The sequence below is a fragment of the Methylomonas sp. BW4-1 genome (assembly GCF_052474385.1).
Window position 1 is genome coordinate 3,518,720 of sequence record NZ_CP184125.1, and the last position, 18,426, is coordinate 3,537,145.

The window sequence follows — 18,426 nt, forward strand, 5'->3', positions numbered from 1 at the left end:
ACGATTCTCGCTTATGAATTGTTACTCAACTGCTTTCCAGCACGCTTTTTAGGTGGCGCATCGGCTTTAGTGGCAACAATGCGAGCCAATAATTCACTGGCCGGTTCGTCGTTGGGGTCTTGCGGTACCAGTTCGCCGCGAAAGGCTTTGGCTAACAGGGCCGGGGTGAGTTTTTCGACTTGGGTGCGGGCGGCGTAGTAGCGGGCTTCCAGGCGGTCGGCGTAGGCGAACAGGGATTCTACGCGGCGGATGATTTCGGTTTGTTCGTCTGAAGGGGGCAGCCCAAACGTTACATCCTTAATATTTTGTAAATTTAATCCTGGTTTCCCCCCACCATATGCGAAAGTCATCAGTTGCTTACGACCGCAATTTATTGCCTTAATTGCGAATTCAACGAAGGGAGCCGTATCAACGTCAATTAGTCGAACTAATGAAACATGTTGGCTTACATATGCTTCATCAAGGTTAGATTTAACTCTGGCACATTTTGTTACATTGGCGCCAGTAATTGTAATTAGCAAGTCATTGAGTTCAACTTTGGTTCTGCGGCCTTCCGCAATATCCGGCAAATCCACATACGCTGTATTTTGAAGAACAAGTTCATCTGTATTTATGTCTTGTGAGCGTATAAAAATCGCCCCTTTGTTGGAGTAAAAATCAGCCCAACCGCGAGAACCGCTAGTAACGTAATCGGATAGATCAGCTAACTTAACAGACCTCCAGTTTTCTGGTATTTCAAGATCATTATCTATGGATCGATATAGATATTTTCCTAACCGCCAATCTTCAGTTAACTTCCCGCTAACAGCCGCGGCAAGCACCGACTGACGAAAACGTTTGATGATAGCGGGAATGCGGTCGAGGCGGTCGCGGCAGGCATCTACCTGAGCCAGCACCGCATCGAGTTTGTCGGCGATGCGTTTTTGTTCGTTGAAGGGGGCGAGTACGAATGGAGCGGCCCGGCCTGTTTCGGTGCCCAGCCGTGGCATGTTTAAACCGTGACTTTCGGCTTCTACATAATCGAGAAAAGCCGGATGTTTTAACCAATAAAACAGAAAACGGGCATCCAAATTGTCGTTGGCTTTCAACGGAATGATTTCTGTCGAACAGTAGCCTGCTTGGTCGGCTATCAGTACCTTATTCAGATAGGGTCGCAGTTTTCCGTACAGAACATCGCCAATTTCGAAGTAGTTTTTGGTGCTTTTCGAATCGCGGTCGGAAAATTTGCATCTAGCCAAGAGTTTGGACGTATGTTTTTCAATGTCCTCCAATTCCAGCACCCATGCCGATGATTCGATTTTGTTTGGCTCGACTTTTACGGTCTTGCCATAATCGACGACTTCGCCCAGTTTGATTATTGTCCAAGTCGAAGGCACCTCAGGCAGCCTGCTCATGATGGCTCCTTGCCGTTGTCGGGGTTATTTGGATGAATCCCCCCTAGCCCCCCTTTTTCAAAGGGGGGGATTGGGTTGGACTGGTCTGGCGTATCTCTCCCGTTTTCAAAGGAGAGGATTGGGTTGAATTGGTCGGGGGTGACTACATCTTTACCAAGGGTGGGGATTGGCAGCGCTGAGTCTGGGGTAGCTCCATCGTTTTCACCGGGAGAATCAGAAGCGCCAAGGCCGCAGTTATCTCCCCCCTTTGAAAAAGGGGGGCCGGGGGGGATTCTACTAATCACCTCCACCACCGCATCCAGCTCCAACAACACTTGCCGGTTATCGAACCGCAGCACCCGCAAGCCCAGGCTTTGCAAATAAGTATCGCGCCGTTGATCGGCTGCTTGGTGTTCGGGTTCAAAGTGCTGACTGCCGTCCAGCTCAACCACCAAGCCGGCCGCCGCACAATAAAAATCGACGATGTAAGGACCCAGCGGCTTTTGCCGGTAAAACTGCCAGCCGTTGATTTGCTTGCGGCGCAGGCGTTGCCAGAGTTTTTGTTCGGCATCGGTCATGTCGCCGCGCAGTTTGCGGGCGTTGGTTTTCAGACCTTGTTCATACGGCAGGATCAAAGCGCTTCCTCCATACCCAACTGCTCCAAAATCCCCCGCAACTCTTCCATCGCTGCATCCAACTCGCTCATCGCCTCCTGAGCTAGTTCCACCGGTTCCGGCAAGTCTTGGGCTTCAGTGGCGTCGTCGTCTTTTAGCCAGCTGATGTCCAGACTGTCGCCACGTTCGGCGATTTGCTCGCGGGTAAATTTACGGAAGCGGCCTGTTTCGCCCTGATCGATCCGCTTGGCTAAACTGGCAAGGCTGCCGGATGGATCCTTGCCAAATGCTGCTTCGAATTCGGCGAAATGCTGTTCGGTGAGTTGGGTGCGTTTGCCGAATTGCGGCATGTTGGCGCGCAGGTCGTAAATCCAGGTTTCCTGAGTATTGCCTTTGTCGTTGTCGCCACGACTGAAGAACAGCACATTGGTTTTGACGCCCTGAGCGTAAAAGATGCCGGTCGGCAGGCGCAGGATGGTATGCAGGTTGCATTTGTCCATCAGGTCGCGGCGAATCTCGGTACCGACGTTGGATTCAAACAGCACGTTATCGGGCAATACCACCGCCGCGCGGCCAACCGGTTGCAAGCCGCGATAGATATGCTGCAGAAAGCAGAACTGTTTGTTGCTGGTGGGATAAGTAAAGTCGTCGCGGCTGGGCAAGCCACCGCCTTTTTTGGTACCGAACGGCGGATTGGTGAGGATCAACGAAGCTTTGGGCAAGGCTTGGCCTTCCGGGCTGAGGGTGTCGCCGTAACGAATGCCACCATCGATGCCATGCAGCATCAGGTTCATCAAGGCCAGCCTGTGCGTGTCTTGCACGTGCTCCATGCCGAAAAAGGTGCTGTTGCGGTATTTGCGTTGCTGGCTGTCGGTCAGCGCGTCAAAGTCGTTATGCGTGCGCAAGTAATGATTAGCGGCAATCAGGAAGCCGCCGGTACCTGCTGCCGGGTCTTGAATGGTGTCGGTGAGCGTGGGTTGCATGACCCGCACCATGCTGTTGATCAAGGCCCGTGGCGTGAAGTATTGGCCGGCGCCGGACTTTTTCTCGTTGGCGTTTTTCTCCAGCAAACCTTCGTACAAGTCGCCCAGATCTTCGCGGTGCACGCTGTACCAATCCAGTTTGTCGATTTCCGCAACCAGCGAGGACAAGGTGGCCGGTTTTTTGATGAAGCTGCTGGCGTTGGCGAAAATCTCTTGAACCAAGCTGGAACCGTGGCTGCCGAGATGGATGAGCAGGAATTTGTAAAACTCCAGGCGGTCCGGAGCGGCGCGGCTTTCTAAATCCGACCAGCGATAGCCTTCCGGCAATTGCTCTTCGCTGCCGGTTTCCATTGCCATTTTCAGAAACAGCAGATAGGTCAGCTCGGTGACATATTGGTGATAGGTGACGCCGTCATCCTTGAGGATGTTGCACAAGTTCCAGAGTTTGCCGACGATGTCGTTGGTAGTCATGAAGTCAGTGTCTGTAAAAATTGTTCTGCGGTGAGAATGGGGCAAGTAAAGCTGGCTGCCAGGCAGAGTAAATCCTGGTCACCGGTAATCAAGGCTTGAGCGTTGCCGGTTAAAGTCAACTGCAGGAATGGCACATCAAATTTGTCGCGGCATTCCGGTGTGACCGGTGGCGGTTCCGGAATCACGATGGTTTGGCAATAAGGCAAATAATCAGCCAACAGTTCTTGCTGATCATCGGCACTGAGTTTGAATTTGGGATATTGCAATACCCGAATCAATTCCGCTGCCGTGGTCTTGGAAACCAAAGGCTGAATCTGCTGGTTTTGCCAGGCCCGTCGTAATGGCGTGACGCGGCCTTGGGCAAATACCAGGGCCGACAGCACCAGATTGGTGTCGATGACGACGCGCGGCAAGTTGTTTTGTTCATGCATGAATTTAATATGTTCGAGTTTTTCTTCCCCCTTTGAAAAAGGGGGATCGAGGGGGATTTATTTGAATAATCTCCCCTAACCCCTCTTTTTTAAAGAGGGGAATTACCTGCAGAAGCTTTCCTCGCCCAGGCCAGCGCATCATTGATGTCGGATTCCTGCAGATTCAATTCTGCCAGTTTGGCGCGCACGGCGTCGCCTCGTTGAATACGCACCGGGGTGAGGATGATCTGGCCGTTACGGGTTTCCACGTCAAAGTATTCTGCGGCACCGACGGCGGCAGTAATGCTCTTGGGCAGGGTGAGTTGGTTTTTCGATGTCATTTTAGCGAGCATGGCAATCACCGAATCTTGAAGTAAGGAAACCTTACTTTATGCTTTTGACTAGGATTTTTCAAGCCGCGCCCGATTGCCAGAGCGAGTCGTTGAACGCTTCTAAAACGTGCTGCAATTCGCCGTTGAAGAGTTTATCCAGTCGATTGAAGCCACCGCCTTCGCGGCTGAACACTAGATCGGGATCGTCCAGTGCTTCGCGGTCTACCAGCAGATTGGCTTTGGTTTGGGCGGCTATGCGCTTTAGCCAGTCGCGTTGCGGCGTGCTCCAGGTCTTTTGCGCCAGGATGGCTTGCAGAGCATGATCGACACGTTCGCTATACGGTAACAAGGCATCGCCGATGGCGGCTTGGCGAATGTAACCGACGATGCGAGCAGCAATGTCTTGATTGGTCATTTCTCGCCAGGCGGTATCCAGATGTGTTTCGCTGAAGCCGGCCTTATCCAATTCCAGTAATAATTCGCGCAATTGCTTGCGGGTGAGTTCGCGCGGGCGGGTCAAGACGGTGGTCAATGCCGGAATGTCGTTGCTGTGGCTTTGGATAAAGGCGCGGAATTCATTCAGATAATCTTCCGGCTTTTGGGCTTTGCCATAGCCGCGTTCGACTTTTTTGAGCTGGTCTTCATGATCGGAGACGAAGATCGGCGGTGCGGAGCCTGTGCTTTTGCGATCCAGAATTTCGCCCAGATCGGGATTTTGGGTAAACCAGGCGGCGACTTCAGGTAGTGGCATGGCCCGCAGCTGTTTAATGAATTGCTCGGGCGTCATGCCAGCGCGGGTTTCAAAGTCTCTTGCTGATTGTTCCGATAAACGACGTTTCTTACGTTGCAGTTTTGCAATGAATTGATCGCGTACCAAACTGCGGGCGTCATCATCGCTGACCGACACCAATTCTTCGACCAATTGGCTGAAGCTGATTTTGGGATCGACCACCACCGGCCGCATCGCGGTCATGTTTTGGATAGCATCGAAGATTTGCACAGCATCGAAGACGCGAAAGGCTTCTTTGCCAATGGCATCGCACAGCCGCGTGGCACGTCCGAGCATTTGATCGAACAAGATACGGCTGTTGACCCGACGCAGGAACACCAGATTGCAGATTTCCGGGACATCGACGCCAGTCGTCAGCAAATCGACCGTGACCGCGACATTGGGCAAACGCTCGTTTTTATAGCGGCGAATTTGTTGCAAAGGCTTATCAGCGGCGCCGGTGATTTTGATCACGGCGTCATCCTCGACGCTACCGTATTCAGCGGCGAAGGCCTTTTTCAATAGATCGACCACCAGATCGGCATGGGCATCGTTAACGCAGAAGATCAAGGTTTTCTGGCGTGAGGCGGGGTCGAGTTCTTTGGCCAGATATTCACAGACCACACGATTAAACGATTCGGTAATCACCTTGCGGTTGAAGTCTTCGACATCGACTTTGATTTCATCCGGGGCTTTGAATAAATCAATCTGGTTGCGGCGTGGATCGTAGACTTTGAGTTCTTCGCCCACTTTCCAGGCAATGCCGTTGGTAGACAGTTCGGTATGAATTTGAATCGGTGGTTCGTAATCCACCAGATAACCGTCGATCACGGCTTCCCGATAGCTGTAGGTATAAATCGGCGCACCGAAGATTTGTGAGGTGTGCAAAGCCGGCGTGGCGGTCAGGCCGATTTTGTAAGCATCGAAGTAATCCAATACCCGGCGATATTTGGAAATGTAATCGTCATAACCACGGAAGGTCATTTCGGTATCGGACAGCTCGCGGTCCAGCAAATAGCCGCGATGGCATTCATCGACCACGATGCAATCGTATTGATCAACTGCTGGCGATGTGGCGTTTTCGGCAGCGAACAACAAGCGTTGCACCATGCCCTGAATCGTGGCGATATGTACAGCGGTATCGCTATCCGGGGTTTGCTCTTCCAATTCTTTGATACCGAAGGTGTCTGCAAAGGTTTGCAGATTTTCCATGCGGGTGTCTTTGAAGGCATTGGCGGCTTGTTCTCCCAACGCCGAGCGATCCACCAAGAACAGAATGCGCTTGAATCGCTGCGCCTTGAGTAAGCGATAGATCAAGGCAATGCAGGTTTTGGTCTTGCCAGTGCCGGTCGCCATAGCGAGTAGCATTTCGCGTTGACCACCAGCGATGGTCTGTTCGGTGGCGAGAATGGCATCTTGTTGGTAGTAGCGTAATTCAAAACCGTAGTTGAACGGCGTATTGGCCAGTTTTTCGTGGGCCTTAACTTCGTCGCGTTTGATCAGTTCGTTCAAACCGTCCGGCGTGTACCAACCATCGAGTGCATGGCTGAGATTATCGGCAAGACGCAAGTCGCAGAACCACACGCCACTTTTGGTCGCCAGTTGCCGAAGGTAGGGGCGGCCATTAGCGGAAAAGGCAAACGGCACGCGATAGCTGTTGTCATTGCCCCAGTTTTGTTCCGGCAAGGTCGTTTCTACGCTGGGTTTGAAGGTTCGGCTATAGCGTTTGGCTTGTTGCAGAGCGCCCGACACATCGACGTTTTTACGTTTGGCCTCCACCACGGCAACCGGGGTTAGGCCAATAAACAAAACGTAGTCGGCGGGACCGCTTTCGGTCGGCCATTCGGCAATTGCACGGTTACGGTTTTTTTCGGGACGTGTGCCTTTGTTGAATTTGAGGGTTTCTGAGTCGGCTTCCCAACCGGCTTGGCGCAATTGTTGATCGATAATCTTGCGGGTCTCGGCTTCGTCCAGTTGCACCGATTTGGCGGCTTCGTTGGCTGCGGTGATGAATTGGACAACGGTAATTTTAGGTTGGGCGGCAGCGATGGTCTGTTGATCGATTAGCCGTTGTTGCAATGACGCTTTGGCTTGCTCGGCGTCGGCTGCCAGTTGCTCCCAAAATAATCGCTCGTCTTTGGCTTCCCGTAGCAGCGATTGGGCGGCCTGCAATTGTTGCGCGACGTCCTGGTGGGCGACTTGGAACTCGGTCACGGCTTGGTTCAAGCGTTCCAGCTCGACCCGCAGTTCAGCGCTTTCGTCGGTTGGCGGCTGCGGCGGGAGGAAGGGACCGGATTTGTAGCTGGGTTCTTTGAAGGTTCGATGAAACCACAATCCTAATTGCCAAGTGAGTTTAAGCATACTAAGCGCGGAACGATGATCACCGGATAAGGCATGATTGGCGGCATTGCCGGCGCGGCGGATTTCGTCGAAAAGCTGAAAAACTTCTCTCGGCAGCACTCCGCTATCTTGGAGACGACGGAGTAAATCGTATTGTTTTTCATCTTGGGAGGTAAATTGCCCAGTTTTTGCCGCCAACAGTTGCGCCAATAGCTCCGATAGTTGGCGTAGTTTCAGCAAGCAGGTGTTAGGATCGTGGGCGAAATAGTTCTCCGCCAGCAAGCCCAAGTTCAGCAGTTGCGAATCATGCTGCTGAAGAAAAATGAAGTTTGATCTCCGTGAAGTGATCACGACTTACTCGATCCAGTTCATAGCATTAATGATCGCCGACCGACATTAGTAACCGGTTGGGCGATGAGCGATTGATTTGCGGAGTCCATTCGTGGCAAACGGATAAGGTGATTTCGTTATGAAGGCCGTTAGAAGATAGCTGATTTCGCGCCGCGCCGGCAAATTATTCCCTCGACCCGAGATTATCAAAAACCCAGGACGCCGACAGAAGCGGTTGACTTGTTAAGTAGGTCCTCTCTACGGGTCATCAAATATTACATGGACCACCTAAGTAACGATTTAGCCGGTTTTCCCGTTTGAAATTTAACGCCCCTGTTGTGTAACAACCTGGATACTTACCGATCCCGCCGTTATCATATCTTATAGCTCCGGCCCATAACTGTTTTAACCGTTTGTGTTGAGCGCTTCGGCTGCGCTCAACACAAACGGATATCGAAACTTCACAAAGCCGGATCGATAGTATAGAGGCATCGCTTGGGCCCCCCATTCAATACTGATTCAATGCCATGGAAAACTCGACCTTATTGAACCGTTCGAAAAAAACCTCACTGCCGGAACATTCGGTGCTTTTACCGATGATGCAGTTGATTTGGCGGCCGCTGGCGACGCTGGCCGGAATTCATAAGCAATACGGCGAGCAGGTGTTGGGACGGCTGTTCGGCAGAAATATTCTGTTCGTCTGCGACCCGGAATATATAGAGCAGATTTTCAATCTGGAGGGCAAAGGCCAGTTGAACCGAAATTTTCTTTATAGTGCCAAGAAATCGCTGTTCGGTAACGGCTTGGTCAATAGCGAAAGCCAGGTTTGGAGTAAACAGCGCCGCTTGATGCAACCGCTGTTCACCAAGGACACGGTTAAAAACTATGAGTTGATCATGGTCGAAGAAGCGGCGGCGATGGCGGAAGAGTTGAAAAAGGCGGCGTCCGGCCAAGTTGATTTAAGCACGGAAATAAAGCAGCTGATTCAGCGGATTTTTATCCGCATCCTGCTGGGCAAGTCCGTGGATCAGTTGAGCAACGGCGCGGAGCTGATCAAGGTGATTGAAATCATCTGTCAGGAGTTGCCGGTACAGTTGGGCAGCGAAATTGTGCTTGGCCGCCGTTTGAAACGCTTCATCCCGCTAAAATCCAAGCGTTATCTCGCCGCCGTGAACTATCTGCAAACCTTTATCGGTGCGGAAATTGCGCAGACGCGGACGAATCCGGGACAAAGTCTGATATCGCAGTTAATGCAAGCCAGCGACCGCAGTACCGGTTACACGATGCCCGACAATTTGCTGCAAGACGAAGCCGTCAATCTGTTTTTCGCCGGCCAGGAAACCACCATCAATACCTTGGTATGGTTTTTTTATTTAACCGGCAGGCACCCGGAGGTGCGCGACAAGATCGCCGCCGAAATCCGCGACTTGCCGACCGAAACCTTAAGCTCCGCGCACTTGGGTCAGCTGAGTTATACCAAGGCTGCATTGTACGAAACCCTGCGCCTGTATCCGCCCACATCGGCGCTGTCCACGCAAACCGTTCAGGACATAGAGCTGGGCGATTACGCGATTCCCGCCGGCACCATCGTGTTATTGAGCATGCACACCACCCACCATAGCGCCCGGCTTTGGGACAGCCCGGACGCTTTTAATCCCGACAGATTTCTGGAAACCGCGACGCCCGGCGGACACAAATACGCCTTTTTTCCGTTCGGCGGCGGTTTGCATAATTGCATAGGGCGTCATTTTGCCGAGCTGGAAATGCTGTTGGTCATAGCCAGTTTTTTCAAGGCATTTACGTTCGAAACCGACATAACCGTCAAAGAAGCCTTCAGCGTTACGTTGAAACCGGACCGTCCGGTTGTTGGCAGAGTGGAACCAATTGGTTAAGCTTACGGTCTGCGCTGACGGTTATAGCTAGTCGGCGCCGCACTGGCCAACTAGACGGCCTTTTTACGTAACAGGGAGCGTCATGAAACAGACCATTAGTTTTGTCACACTAGGCGTAGCCGATTTGGCTAGAAGCCGACGTTTTTATAAGGCGCTGGGTTGGCAAGAATCCTCCGGCAGCCAGCAGGAAGTGGCATTCTTCCAAGTAGGGAGCCTGGCATTTGCGTTGTATAGCCGCGAAGCATTAGCAGACGACGCAATGGTATCGGCCGATGGCTCAGGTTTTCCCGGATTTTCGCTGGCTCACAACGTCGCATCGGCAAAAGAAGTTGACGCGACCTTGCTTGAAGCGGTTTCGGCGGGAGGTAAGCTGGTTCGTCCGGGCGAAAAAGCGGCTTGGGGCGGCTTCAGGGGTTATTTTTCCGACCCCGACGGCTTTCTCTGGGAAGCTTGTTTCAATCCTTTTTTTCCAATCGACCAACACGGTTTTGTGCAACTGCCGAACTAAACCAAGATTCCAATAACCCGCCTTGCACTGGCGTTATATCAGTTGCTCGGGCGTTATTGAGCAAAAACTGCAACCATTAATATTCAATAGTGGCCGATAAGGCCGGATAATCACATCAAAATGAAATTTAGAGTTTTTCTGCAAAGACTATCTCATCCTCGCGTTAGAAGACGATTAAAAATCGGCCTGTCCGTTTGGGGCGTGGCTATTGTCATTAGCCTGATTGCCAAACTGGCTTACGATATTGGTTATTTTAAAGCGCAATCGTTAATAAACGATAAAAACTCGGCAACCCCTAATATCACCCAGATACTAACCATAGAATCGGCTCAGCGCATAGTATCTGGAGCTTTAAAAGAAGATCCTGATTATCCAAAGACCATTGTGACGCAGGTTATTGATAACAACCAAAAGCTGGCGACTATTATTGTCGAAAATAATAAGCAAAGAAAAATAGGCTGGATTATCGATATGCGCTTGTTTTTTACCGGCGATTTATTTAATGACAACGGCTATAACTTAACCGAATCTATTGAGCATCAGCATAATATCAGTAGAGGCGAAAACTGATTATTAATCCGGCCCTGGCCAATATCGTCGCTCCCGCGCAGGCGGGAGCACAGCGGCTATACCGAATCGCTGCGTGGTCCAAAGGCTCCGGACTGCAAAGTCCCGGTTAATCCATTTGCGCAAAGACCGGTTATCCAAGCCGCCAAACAGGCTGTTGAGAGCCGCCTGACAAACTGCTACCATCGGCCGACAATATCCTCATTGATCTATCTCAGCGCGATATTCTCTTTGCTTCCAAACAAAATCTCAGCGGATTTAAGGACCTAAACATGCCGATTATTGCGTATCAATCCCTTAACTCTAACTCCAGTTCCGAGCACGGTATCAGCGCCTCCAATTCTCAGTACTTCACGAGAATGACACATGAGCATATGGCGCAAAATTCGGCCCCCTGGAATCTGGTTCTGCCGACCGCGCCCGATATTTCGCCGGACATTCCGGTACAAGGTCCGGCCGAATTGCGTTCGACAGCGTCGTCCGGATACATGGATAAAGGCCAACACAGCAACGACAGTTTTTCGAGTATGGTTGCCAATAAGGTCCGGCAAATTTACCAAAACCTGATACGCGCTTTCGGCGGCGCCGATTTACTGGTGTGCGGCGAACTGGACAGCAGCCATTCGGACTGGACATCCCTGCATAGCAACGCCGGGCAATTGATTCATACATCCTCGCCTGCCAAGGCTTGTAATTGCTTTAGCGTCCATTCCACTAACGGTGCGGCCAACAAGTTTCTGGGCGAAGGCGACGGTTGGCTGGCGATAGCGTGTTACAACATCATCGTGGTATTCGTACACGTGCCAAATTCCATCGCCAAAGATGAAAATAGCCTGATGAGCTATTACCAAAAAATTAACAGCGTGGTAATTCAAGCCGGACTGGGGCCGGTTGACGTGGTAATGGGCGATACGAATCAGCCGACCAACGATTTTACCGCCAGAGTGCTTAGCCGAGCGTTGGGCATCAAATTTAGCGACGCCCACCCCGGTGGCAGTATAAATCCCTTCGACTCGCATCAACGCAGTTTTGAAGGCACTAACAGCACGGCCACTAAAAAATACGATGTAGCCGTTTTTAACACGACTAGCCTAAAATTGGCGGAAGTCGTCTACCTCTCGCAATCGACACCAGTAAGCGGCGGCGGCAGATATACAGCGGCTGTTACCGATCACATGGGTATTGGCTTAAGGATAGAAAAATAATCGGCATTTCCTGTAGTTAAATCACGGACAGGTCTCTAGCGTTGCTACCTAGCCGCGCAAATGTCCCTCCCCATACGCCACCCACTTGTAGGTGGTAAGCTCATCCGGCCCGACCGGGCCGCGCACGTGCAGCTTATCGGTGCTGATACCCACCACCGAACCCAAGCCGTAATCGCCGCCGCCCGACAAACGGGTCGAGGCGTTGATCATCACCGACGCCGAATCCACCTGCTCTTCAAACTGCCGAGCCAAGCTCAGGCTTTGCGTGACGATACCGTCGGTGTGGCCGGAACCGTAGTGGTTGATATGGTCTATGGCCTGTTGAATGCCGTCCACGATCTTCACCGACAGAATGGGCGCCAGATATTCGCTATGCCAGTCTTCTTCCGTCGCTGGGACAACACCGGGCAACAGCTTTTGGGTTTGTTCGCAGCCGCGCAGTTCGATGCGGTTTTCGGCAAATGCGGTTTGCAGCAACGGCAGCAACTGTGCCGCGCATGTGCTGTCCACCAGCAAGGTTTCCAGCGCGTTACAAACCTGCACGCTTTGGCATTTGGAATTGACCGCCAGCGCGACCGCTTGCTCAGGGTCGGCATCAGCGGCCAGATACAGGTGGCAAATGCCGTCGTAATGCTTAATGACCGGAATCCGCGTGCCTTCGGCGATGCGCTTGATCAAGCCTTTGCCGCCGCGCGGAATCAGCACGTCGATATATTCGTCCATTTTCAACAGCTCGCCGACCGCTTCGTGGCCGGGCGTACGAATGATCTGAATCGCATGCTCCGGCAAACCGGCCGCGACCGCGCCGGCAATCATCGCATCGGTGAGTATCGCGTTGGTTTGCAGCGCTTCCGAACCACCGCGCAAAATCACCGCATTACCGCTTTTGATGCACACTCCGGCGGCATCGGTGGTGACGTTGGGGCGCGATTCGTAAATGATGCCGATCACACCCAGCGGCACTGATTTTTTGTACACCCGCAGCCCGGCCGGATTGGTATGACCGGTCAGTATCCGGTTTAACGGGTCCGGCAACTGCGCCACTTTTTTCAGGCGCGACAACATGTAATCAAAGGTTTTGTCGTCTATCGTCAGCCGCTTGACCATGGCATCCGACTGCCCTGCGTCACGGGCTTTGACGATTTCCTGGACGTTGACGTCCAACACTTGTTGCCTGACCGACTCCAGTGCTTCAGCCATTTTCGCCAGCGCTAGATTCCGCGCCGATTCGGACGCTGATACTAATGGGCGCGATGCCGCGCGGCTTTGTTGGGCGATGGTTTGGATGGGGTTGGTAGTCATATGTCTTAAAAAATTGATTTTGAGGCTGCTGATACTGAACGGTTTTTTCACGTAAGGAATTAAAGGTCACCAGCGCTCGCACCTCGAAGAATAATCTACACCCAAATCTTACGTTGGGTATGGCGAGTTTACTACCTACCAATCACGTTCAAGACGCTGCACCTTGCATATCCTACTGGCTATCACTATAAAAACGCTCAAACTCCCTATAAGTAAGTGAAAGAGCGAAAACCTCAATGGCGATAACAAAAAAAGATATTATTGATAACAACATGTTTTCAACGTCGGTAGCATTTTCACGCCAGAGCGACGTAATAATAAAATCAAAAAATGCCGGAAACAAACCGACGATGGCAAACATGTTCAAACCATTACCTCTAGTAACAATCCAAGACCACTTTAAACTTACTTTTTTGTCGATAGCAGTAGCGGGAAACACCAAACTGAGCCTAGCTAGTGCATATCCCCCTATAACTTGGGAGAATGATTTAATCCAATAGTTTATATCCTCTAGTCCATTGGAAGGCAAATACTTGTTAAACATAAACAACATACTCATAAAAACTACTCCTTCAACAAGCCACACGACTATACATACCTGAAAAATCATCACTAAAAATTTAGCAGCCCGCACCCCCATTCTGAAGTCAAAACTGTTATAAGCTGTAAAATCGCTGACAAGAATAAGACGGTGACATACCACTGCAAGCCAGGACAAACCTATGCCTAATATTCCCATAAGTACCAACATTAACGGGATTCCAATGTTTTTAGCGTAGTTAAAGACCAGCGCATAATAAACTAATAAAATTAAAGCCGGCAGTGATATTACATTGAAGAATATTTTCTTAATTCTCCAAGCCGTTTTTAAGCTATTAAGAATAATTGCCCAGGCCTGAAGTTTAAATTCCAAGGTCATTTCCAGTCTTCCATAAATTTCAATAAATATTTTTAAGTAATTGGCTACGTCCCAGTTTCGAATGCTATATGACAATTTTGACCGAACGAATAGGCAAACAACGACAGTCAATCAGCAACGCCAGGATCAATAACCACGTCACATCTAAAACACTGCGATAGAAGCATAGACATCCCTGCTAGATTTAACAGTAACCGCAGCCGAAGGCTTATTCTCTCTGACAAACCTTCTCTTCCGACGCCTCAATACCGCCATCCCGCACCCTCATCCAAAACCACTTTAAAAGCCAAATGCTTTATCATTGGGCCAGGACACGTACGGAACTCGCATAATTACAATGAATAACACTCCGCAACCCACCGCCAAAGCTTTGATTTCTCCCGTTATTTTATTCGCCGCCACCCTGTTCATCAGCGCCACGCTGATGTTCGTGCTGCAACCGATGTTCGGCAAGCTGTTGCTGCCATTGTTGGGCGGCACGCCGGCGGTGTGGAATACCTGCATGGTGTTTTACCAAACGCTGCTGTTTCTGGGTTATTTGTATGCGCATTGGCTGAGTTCGCGGCTGGGCAGCCAACGACAAATTCAGATTCATACCGCGTTGCTGGTTTTCAGCGCGATTGCGCTGCCGGTGGCGCTGCCGGAAAATGCCGCACCGCCCACCGACGGCGATCCGACTTTATGGCTGGTCTGGACGCTATTTCTGGCGATCGGCCTGCCGTTCTTCGTGGTCTCCACCACCGCGCCGCTACTACAGAAATGGTTTTCGCATAGCGGCCACCACAGCAGCGACGATCCTTATTATTTGTACGCGGCCAGCAACGCCGGCAGCCTGTTGGCTTTGTTGAGCTATCCGTTTCTGATCGAGCCGAATCTGGGTTTGGTCAACCAACGCCAAATCTGGAGCGGCGGCTATGTTGGTTTGTGCGCTCTGATTCTAGTTTGCGCGATCAGCTTCTGGCGCAGCCAAGCCGACAAGGAAGACGACGAGGTGTTGATGGATGCCGGTATTGAACCGCCATCGACGTTGACACAATTGCGCTGGTTGGCGCTGGCTTTCGTGCCGTCCAGCTTGTTGCTGGGCTTGACCCAATTCATCAGCACCGACATTGCCGCCGTACCCTTGCTGTGGATCGTGCCGCTGACCCTGTATTTGTTGACCTTTATCCTGGTGTTCAGCACCTGGGCCGACCGCATCCGGCCGTGGATGTTGGCCGCGCAGCCGGCGGTATTGACGGTATTCATCGCTTATTCCTTCATTAATCCGGCCACATTGCCCTACTGGCTGGATTTGATCCTGCACTTGGTCGCATTCTTCCTGGCGGTGATGGTGTGCCACGGCGAATTGGCCAAAAGCCGGCCGCACCCGCACTATCTGACCCGCTTTTACTTAGTAATGTCGTTTGCCGGCATGTTGGGCGGTTTGTTCAATACCTTCGTCGCACCGTTTATCTTTAATGCGGTGTACGAATATCCGATCATGATCGTCGCCGCCTTGCTGTTGCGCCCCGGTTTTTTCAATGGCCGTTGGTTTTTGCAGCCGATTTTCCCGGTGTTGGTTTTAATCACCGGCCTGACGGTTTATTTCACTACCCAACAGTTGTTCGATTATCTGGACTTGATCGGCGGCGCGCTGATTTTGTTGGCCGGATTGAGTTATTCGCTACGGCATAGCCCTATCGGTTTGGGCGCGTTGACCGGGGTGATTTTGTTGTTCACGCTGGGCTTGCACAGCATGGCCTCTAACACTATTTATCAGGAACGCAGCTTCTTCGGGGTGATGTCGGTGCGCGACACCATCATCCCCGACGAAAACCAACGACCGGAAACCGTCCGCGAGTTGTATCACGGCACCACCAAACACGGCGCGCAACGCCTGACCGCCGCCAACGTCACCACGCCGTTAACCTACTACAGCCGCCCCGGCCCCATCGGCCAACTGTTTGCGGAGTTTGACGGCGAAAACCAACACTGGCACATCGGCGCGGTAGGTTTGGGCGCCGGCGCGCTAGCCTGCTATAACAAGGAAGGCCAATTGTGGAAATTCTACGAAATCGACCCGCTGGTGGTGGAAGTCGCGCAAAACCCGGCCTGGTTTACCTACCTGAGCCGTTGCAACAAGCAGGCGGAAATGATCGTCGGCGACGCCCGGCAGTCGCTGCTGAAGGAAGCCGACGGTAGCTTCGATTTATTGATCATGGACGCCTTCAGCTCCGACGCGGTCCCCACGCATCTGCTGACGCGCGAGGCTTTGCAGCTATACTTTAGCAAGCTGAAAGACAACGGTTTACTGGCTTTTCATATCACCAACCGCCATCTGGCCTTGAAAAAAGTCATGGCCGACCATGTCAACCAATTGCATTTGGCGGCCTTGTTGCAGGAATTTAAACCGGAAACCGATGTCCCTCTGGTCATCGCTACCGACTGGGTAGTGATTGCGAAACAGCCCGAGCGCCTGCAGCGCTTGCAGCAAAGCCGGCTCGGGCATTGGCAGAAACTACCGCTGACGTTCGGTCTGCAGCCTTGGACCGACGACTTCACTCATATTATTGGCATTTGGAAATAGGATAGGACATGCTCATTACGGACCTTGCCCAACGTTGCGGCGCCACCGCCCAGGGCGGCGACTCGACCACTTTTATTAATTCTGCGGCCGACATCATGTCAGCCACCCCGCATCAAGTCACCGTGCTTAGCGACGGTAAATACAAAAAATATTTGAAAGACTCCAAGGCTTCGGCCTGCTTTATCGCCGAGCAATTGCTAGATGGCGAGATTCCGGAAAATCTGACCTTGTTGGTCTGCAAAGACCCGGAAATCAGCTTTTTAAATGCGGTAAAACTGCTGCACCCGGAACCGGTTTTTAAACGCCAGGTGTCCGAGCACGCGGTGTTGGCCGACACCTCCACGCTAGGTTTTGACGTACATGTCGGGCCATTCGCTACCGTGGGCCAACAAAGCAGCATCGGCGACAGCAGCACCATCGAAGCCGGCGCCCGCATCGGTAATCATGTGATGATCGGCAAGCACTGCCATATCCATCCCAACGCGGTGATCTACGATCACAGCATCATCGGCAATAACGTGATCATCCACGCCGGCGCGGTAATCGGTGCCGACGGTTTTGGCTATAAATTCCGAGACAACCAACACGTGAAAGTACCGCACGTCGGTCATGTGGAAATTGCCGACAACGTCGAAATCGGCGCCAACACCTGCATCGACCGCGGCGCGCTGGGCGCCACTAAAATCGGCTGGGGTAGTAAGATCGACAATTTGGTGCAACTGGGGCATAACAACATCGTGGGCCGTAATGTGATTATCTGCGGCCAGTCCGGCATCTCCGGCTCTTGCACCATCGAAGACGGCGCGATTCTGGCGGGTAGCACCGGTGTGGCAGACCACGTCAAAATCGGTGCGCGGGCAGTCGTGATGGCCCGCAGCGGCATCTCCGGCGACATCGATCCCGGCGCGCAGGTGTTCGGCAGCCCGGCCAAGGATCGCAAAGTGGCCTGGAAAGAATTGGCCGCTTTGGCCAAATTGCCGGAATTGCTGCAAAAATTTAAGGCGCTGGAAGCTCGGGTGCTCAAACTGGAAGAGTAAGCAGTTTTGTAGGGGCGCTTTAAATCGCCCAAAGCGAATCAATTCGCCCCTACAACTTGGCACATTTCTATACCACTCAACAGGACAGAATCATGAACGACAAACAGCGGGTCGCGGAACACGCGGTACAACATGTCAAACCGGGCATGATAGTGGGACTGGGCACCGGTTCCACCACCAATTTTTTCATCGAAGCACTGGCGCGTCGGCAAAACGAGGAAGGCCTGCAGTTCAAGGTGGTTTCCAGTTCGGTAGTCAGCGCCAATAAAGCCAAACAACTGGGCTTGTCCTTGCTCGGCATCGAACATATCGACGGCTTGGATTTATATGTGGATGGCGCTGACGAAGTAAGCCCAGACCTGACTTTGCTGAAAGGCCGCGGTTACGACCTGGTGCGAGAAAAATTGTTGGCCAAGGCTGCGGATCAGTTTCTGGTATTGATTGATGCCAGCAAGAAGGTCAATCGCATCGGCGAGAAATTCCCGATTCCCATCGAAGTCAGCCCATTTGCCTGGCGACTGGTGCAGCGCAGTGTTGCGGCGATTGGCGGCCACGGTTCGTTGCGGCAAACGGCTAATCAAGACGGATTGGTGGTTACCTCGCACGGCAGCCTGGTGCTGGATGTAGCCTTCGCATCCAATCCGGACGGTAAAACCCTGAACGAGCAACTGAATGCCATTCCGGGCATTGTCGAACACGGCATTTTCAGCGGCCTGACCCGCGCAGTATTCTGCGGTCAAGACGGCCAAGTCGAAGAGCAGCGGGCTTAATCGCCAAGAATCCCAGCACAAGCTCCCAAAATCCGTCT

General features: G+C 52.0%; 15 protein-coding genes. 7 read left to right on the forward strand and 8 right to left on the reverse strand.

Going from position 1 to position 18,426, the window contains the following annotated elements:
• Positions 1-11 precede the first annotated feature (11 nt).
• From ACH5Y9_RS16290 to hsdR, 6 genes are all read right to left on the reverse strand, one after another.
• A complete protein-coding gene (locus ACH5Y9_RS16290) occupies positions 12-1,394 on the reverse strand; it encodes a restriction endonuclease subunit S (protein WP_445366838.1) in 1,383 nt (460 codons plus the stop codon).
• Positions 1,391-2,008: an endonuclease domain-containing protein gene (locus ACH5Y9_RS16295; RefSeq protein ID WP_445366839.1), complete on the reverse strand. Its 618-nt coding sequence runs from the start codon at positions 2,006-2,008 to the stop codon at positions 1,391-1,393. Before ACH5Y9_RS16295 ends, ACH5Y9_RS16290 begins: the two co-directional genes overlap by 4 nt.
• On the reverse strand, positions 2,005-3,441 hold the full coding sequence (locus tag ACH5Y9_RS16300) for an N-6 DNA methylase (RefSeq protein ID WP_445366840.1): 1,437 nt from the start codon (positions 3,439-3,441) through the stop codon (positions 2,005-2,007). Before ACH5Y9_RS16300 ends, ACH5Y9_RS16295 begins: the two co-directional genes overlap by 4 nt.
• Positions 3,438-3,872 carry a putative toxin-antitoxin system toxin component, PIN family gene (locus tag ACH5Y9_RS16305; protein WP_445366841.1) on the reverse strand — a complete coding sequence of 145 codons (435 nt, stop codon included), beginning with the start codon at positions 3,870-3,872 and terminating at the stop codon, positions 3,438-3,440. Before ACH5Y9_RS16305 ends, ACH5Y9_RS16300 begins: the two co-directional genes overlap by 4 nt.
• 89 nt (positions 3,873-3,961) lie before the next feature.
• Complete coding sequence (locus ACH5Y9_RS16310; RefSeq protein WP_445366842.1) at positions 3,962-4,204, reverse strand: AbrB/MazE/SpoVT family DNA-binding domain-containing protein; 243 nt, start codon at positions 4,202-4,204, stop codon at positions 3,962-3,964.
• Between the two features lie 58 nt (positions 4,205-4,262).
• Positions 4,263-7,643: a type I restriction-modification system endonuclease gene (gene hsdR / locus ACH5Y9_RS16315; protein WP_445366843.1), complete on the reverse strand. Its 3,381-nt coding sequence runs from the start codon at positions 7,641-7,643 to the stop codon at positions 4,263-4,265.
• A 506-nt stretch (positions 7,644-8,149) separates the two neighbouring features.
• Here hsdR and ACH5Y9_RS16320 point away from each other — a divergent pair.
• From ACH5Y9_RS16320 to ACH5Y9_RS16335, 4 genes are all read left to right on the forward strand, one after another.
• On the forward strand, positions 8,150-9,514 hold the full coding sequence (locus ACH5Y9_RS16320) for a cytochrome P450 (protein ID WP_445366844.1): 1,365 nt from the start codon (positions 8,150-8,152) through the stop codon (positions 9,512-9,514).
• Positions 9,515-9,596: 82 nt separating this feature from the next.
• Positions 9,597-10,022 (forward strand): VOC family protein, encoded by a 426-nt coding sequence (locus ACH5Y9_RS16325; RefSeq protein WP_445366845.1) that lies wholly within the window; start codon positions 9,597-9,599, stop codon positions 10,020-10,022.
• A gap of 120 nt (positions 10,023-10,142) precedes the next feature.
• Complete coding sequence (locus ACH5Y9_RS16330) at positions 10,143-10,592, forward strand: hypothetical protein (RefSeq protein WP_165786281.1); 450 nt, start codon at positions 10,143-10,145, stop codon at positions 10,590-10,592.
• Positions 10,593-10,861: 269 nt separating this feature from the next.
• Positions 10,862-11,794 (forward strand): hypothetical protein, encoded by a 933-nt coding sequence (locus ACH5Y9_RS16335; RefSeq protein WP_445366846.1) that lies wholly within the window; start codon positions 10,862-10,864, stop codon positions 11,792-11,794.
• 48 nt (positions 11,795-11,842) lie between these two features.
• Here the strand turns inward: ACH5Y9_RS16335 and ACH5Y9_RS16340 are convergent, their stop codons facing one another.
• Positions 11,843-13,096, reverse strand: coding sequence for a glutamate-5-semialdehyde dehydrogenase (locus ACH5Y9_RS16340; RefSeq protein ID WP_445366847.1), 1,254 nt, complete (start codon positions 13,094-13,096; stop codon positions 11,843-11,845).
• Between the two features lie 172 nt (positions 13,097-13,268).
• Positions 13,269-14,009, reverse strand: a complete 741-nt coding sequence (locus ACH5Y9_RS16345; protein WP_445366848.1) for a hypothetical protein — start codon at positions 14,007-14,009, stop codon at positions 13,269-13,271.
• 343 nt (positions 14,010-14,352) lie between these two features.
• Between ACH5Y9_RS16345 and ACH5Y9_RS16350 the strand changes: the two genes are divergently transcribed.
• From ACH5Y9_RS16350 to rpiA, 3 genes are all read left to right on the forward strand, one after another.
• Entirely contained in the window at positions 14,353-16,581 is a 2,229-nt protein-coding gene (locus ACH5Y9_RS16350) for a fused MFS/spermidine synthase (RefSeq protein WP_445366849.1), read from the forward strand.
• 8 nt (positions 16,582-16,589) lie between these two features.
• Complete coding sequence (lpxD, locus tag ACH5Y9_RS16355) at positions 16,590-17,618, forward strand: UDP-3-O-(3-hydroxymyristoyl)glucosamine N-acyltransferase (protein WP_445366850.1); 1,029 nt, start codon at positions 16,590-16,592, stop codon at positions 17,616-17,618.
• A 92-nt stretch (positions 17,619-17,710) separates the two neighbouring features.
• The gene (rpiA, locus tag ACH5Y9_RS16360; protein WP_445366851.1) at positions 17,711-18,388 is read left to right on the forward strand and encodes a ribose-5-phosphate isomerase RpiA; all 678 of its coding nucleotides are present in this window, start codon (positions 17,711-17,713) and stop codon (positions 18,386-18,388) included.
• Positions 18,389-18,426: the final 38 nt, after the last annotated feature.

Coding starts and splice junctions, on each gene's coding strand:
- ACH5Y9_RS16350 (WP_445366849.1), top strand. CDS start 14,353: ATGAATAACACTCCGCAACCCACCGCCAAAGCTTTGATTTCTCCCGTT.
- ACH5Y9_RS16305 (WP_445366841.1), bottom strand. CDS start 3,872: ATGCATGAACAAAACAACTTGCCGCGCGTCGTCATCGACACCAATCTG.
- lpxD (WP_445366850.1), top strand. CDS start 16,590: ATGCTCATTACGGACCTTGCCCAACGTTGCGGCGCCACCGCCCAGGGC.
- ACH5Y9_RS16340 (WP_445366847.1), bottom strand. CDS start 13,096: ATGACTACCAACCCCATCCAAACCATCGCCCAACAAAGCCGCGCGGCA.
- ACH5Y9_RS16300 (WP_445366840.1), bottom strand. CDS start 3,441: ATGACTACCAACGACATCGTCGGCAAACTCTGGAACTTGTGCAACATC.
- rpiA (WP_445366851.1), top strand. CDS start 17,711: ATGAACGACAAACAGCGGGTCGCGGAACACGCGGTACAACATGTCAAA.
- ACH5Y9_RS16320 (WP_445366844.1), top strand. CDS start 8,150: ATGGAAAACTCGACCTTATTGAACCGTTCGAAAAAAACCTCACTGCCG.
- ACH5Y9_RS16335 (WP_445366846.1), top strand. CDS start 10,862: ATGCCGATTATTGCGTATCAATCCCTTAACTCTAACTCCAGTTCCGAG.
- ACH5Y9_RS16325 (WP_445366845.1), top strand. CDS start 9,597: ATGAAACAGACCATTAGTTTTGTCACACTAGGCGTAGCCGATTTGGCT.
- ACH5Y9_RS16290 (WP_445366838.1), bottom strand. CDS start 1,394: ATGAGCAGGCTGCCTGAGGTGCCTTCGACTTGGACAATAATCAAACTG.
- ACH5Y9_RS16310 (WP_445366842.1), bottom strand. CDS start 4,204: ATGCTCGCTAAAATGACATCGAAAAACCAACTCACCCTGCCCAAGAGC.
- ACH5Y9_RS16330 (WP_165786281.1), top strand. CDS start 10,143: ATGAAATTTAGAGTTTTTCTGCAAAGACTATCTCATCCTCGCGTTAGA.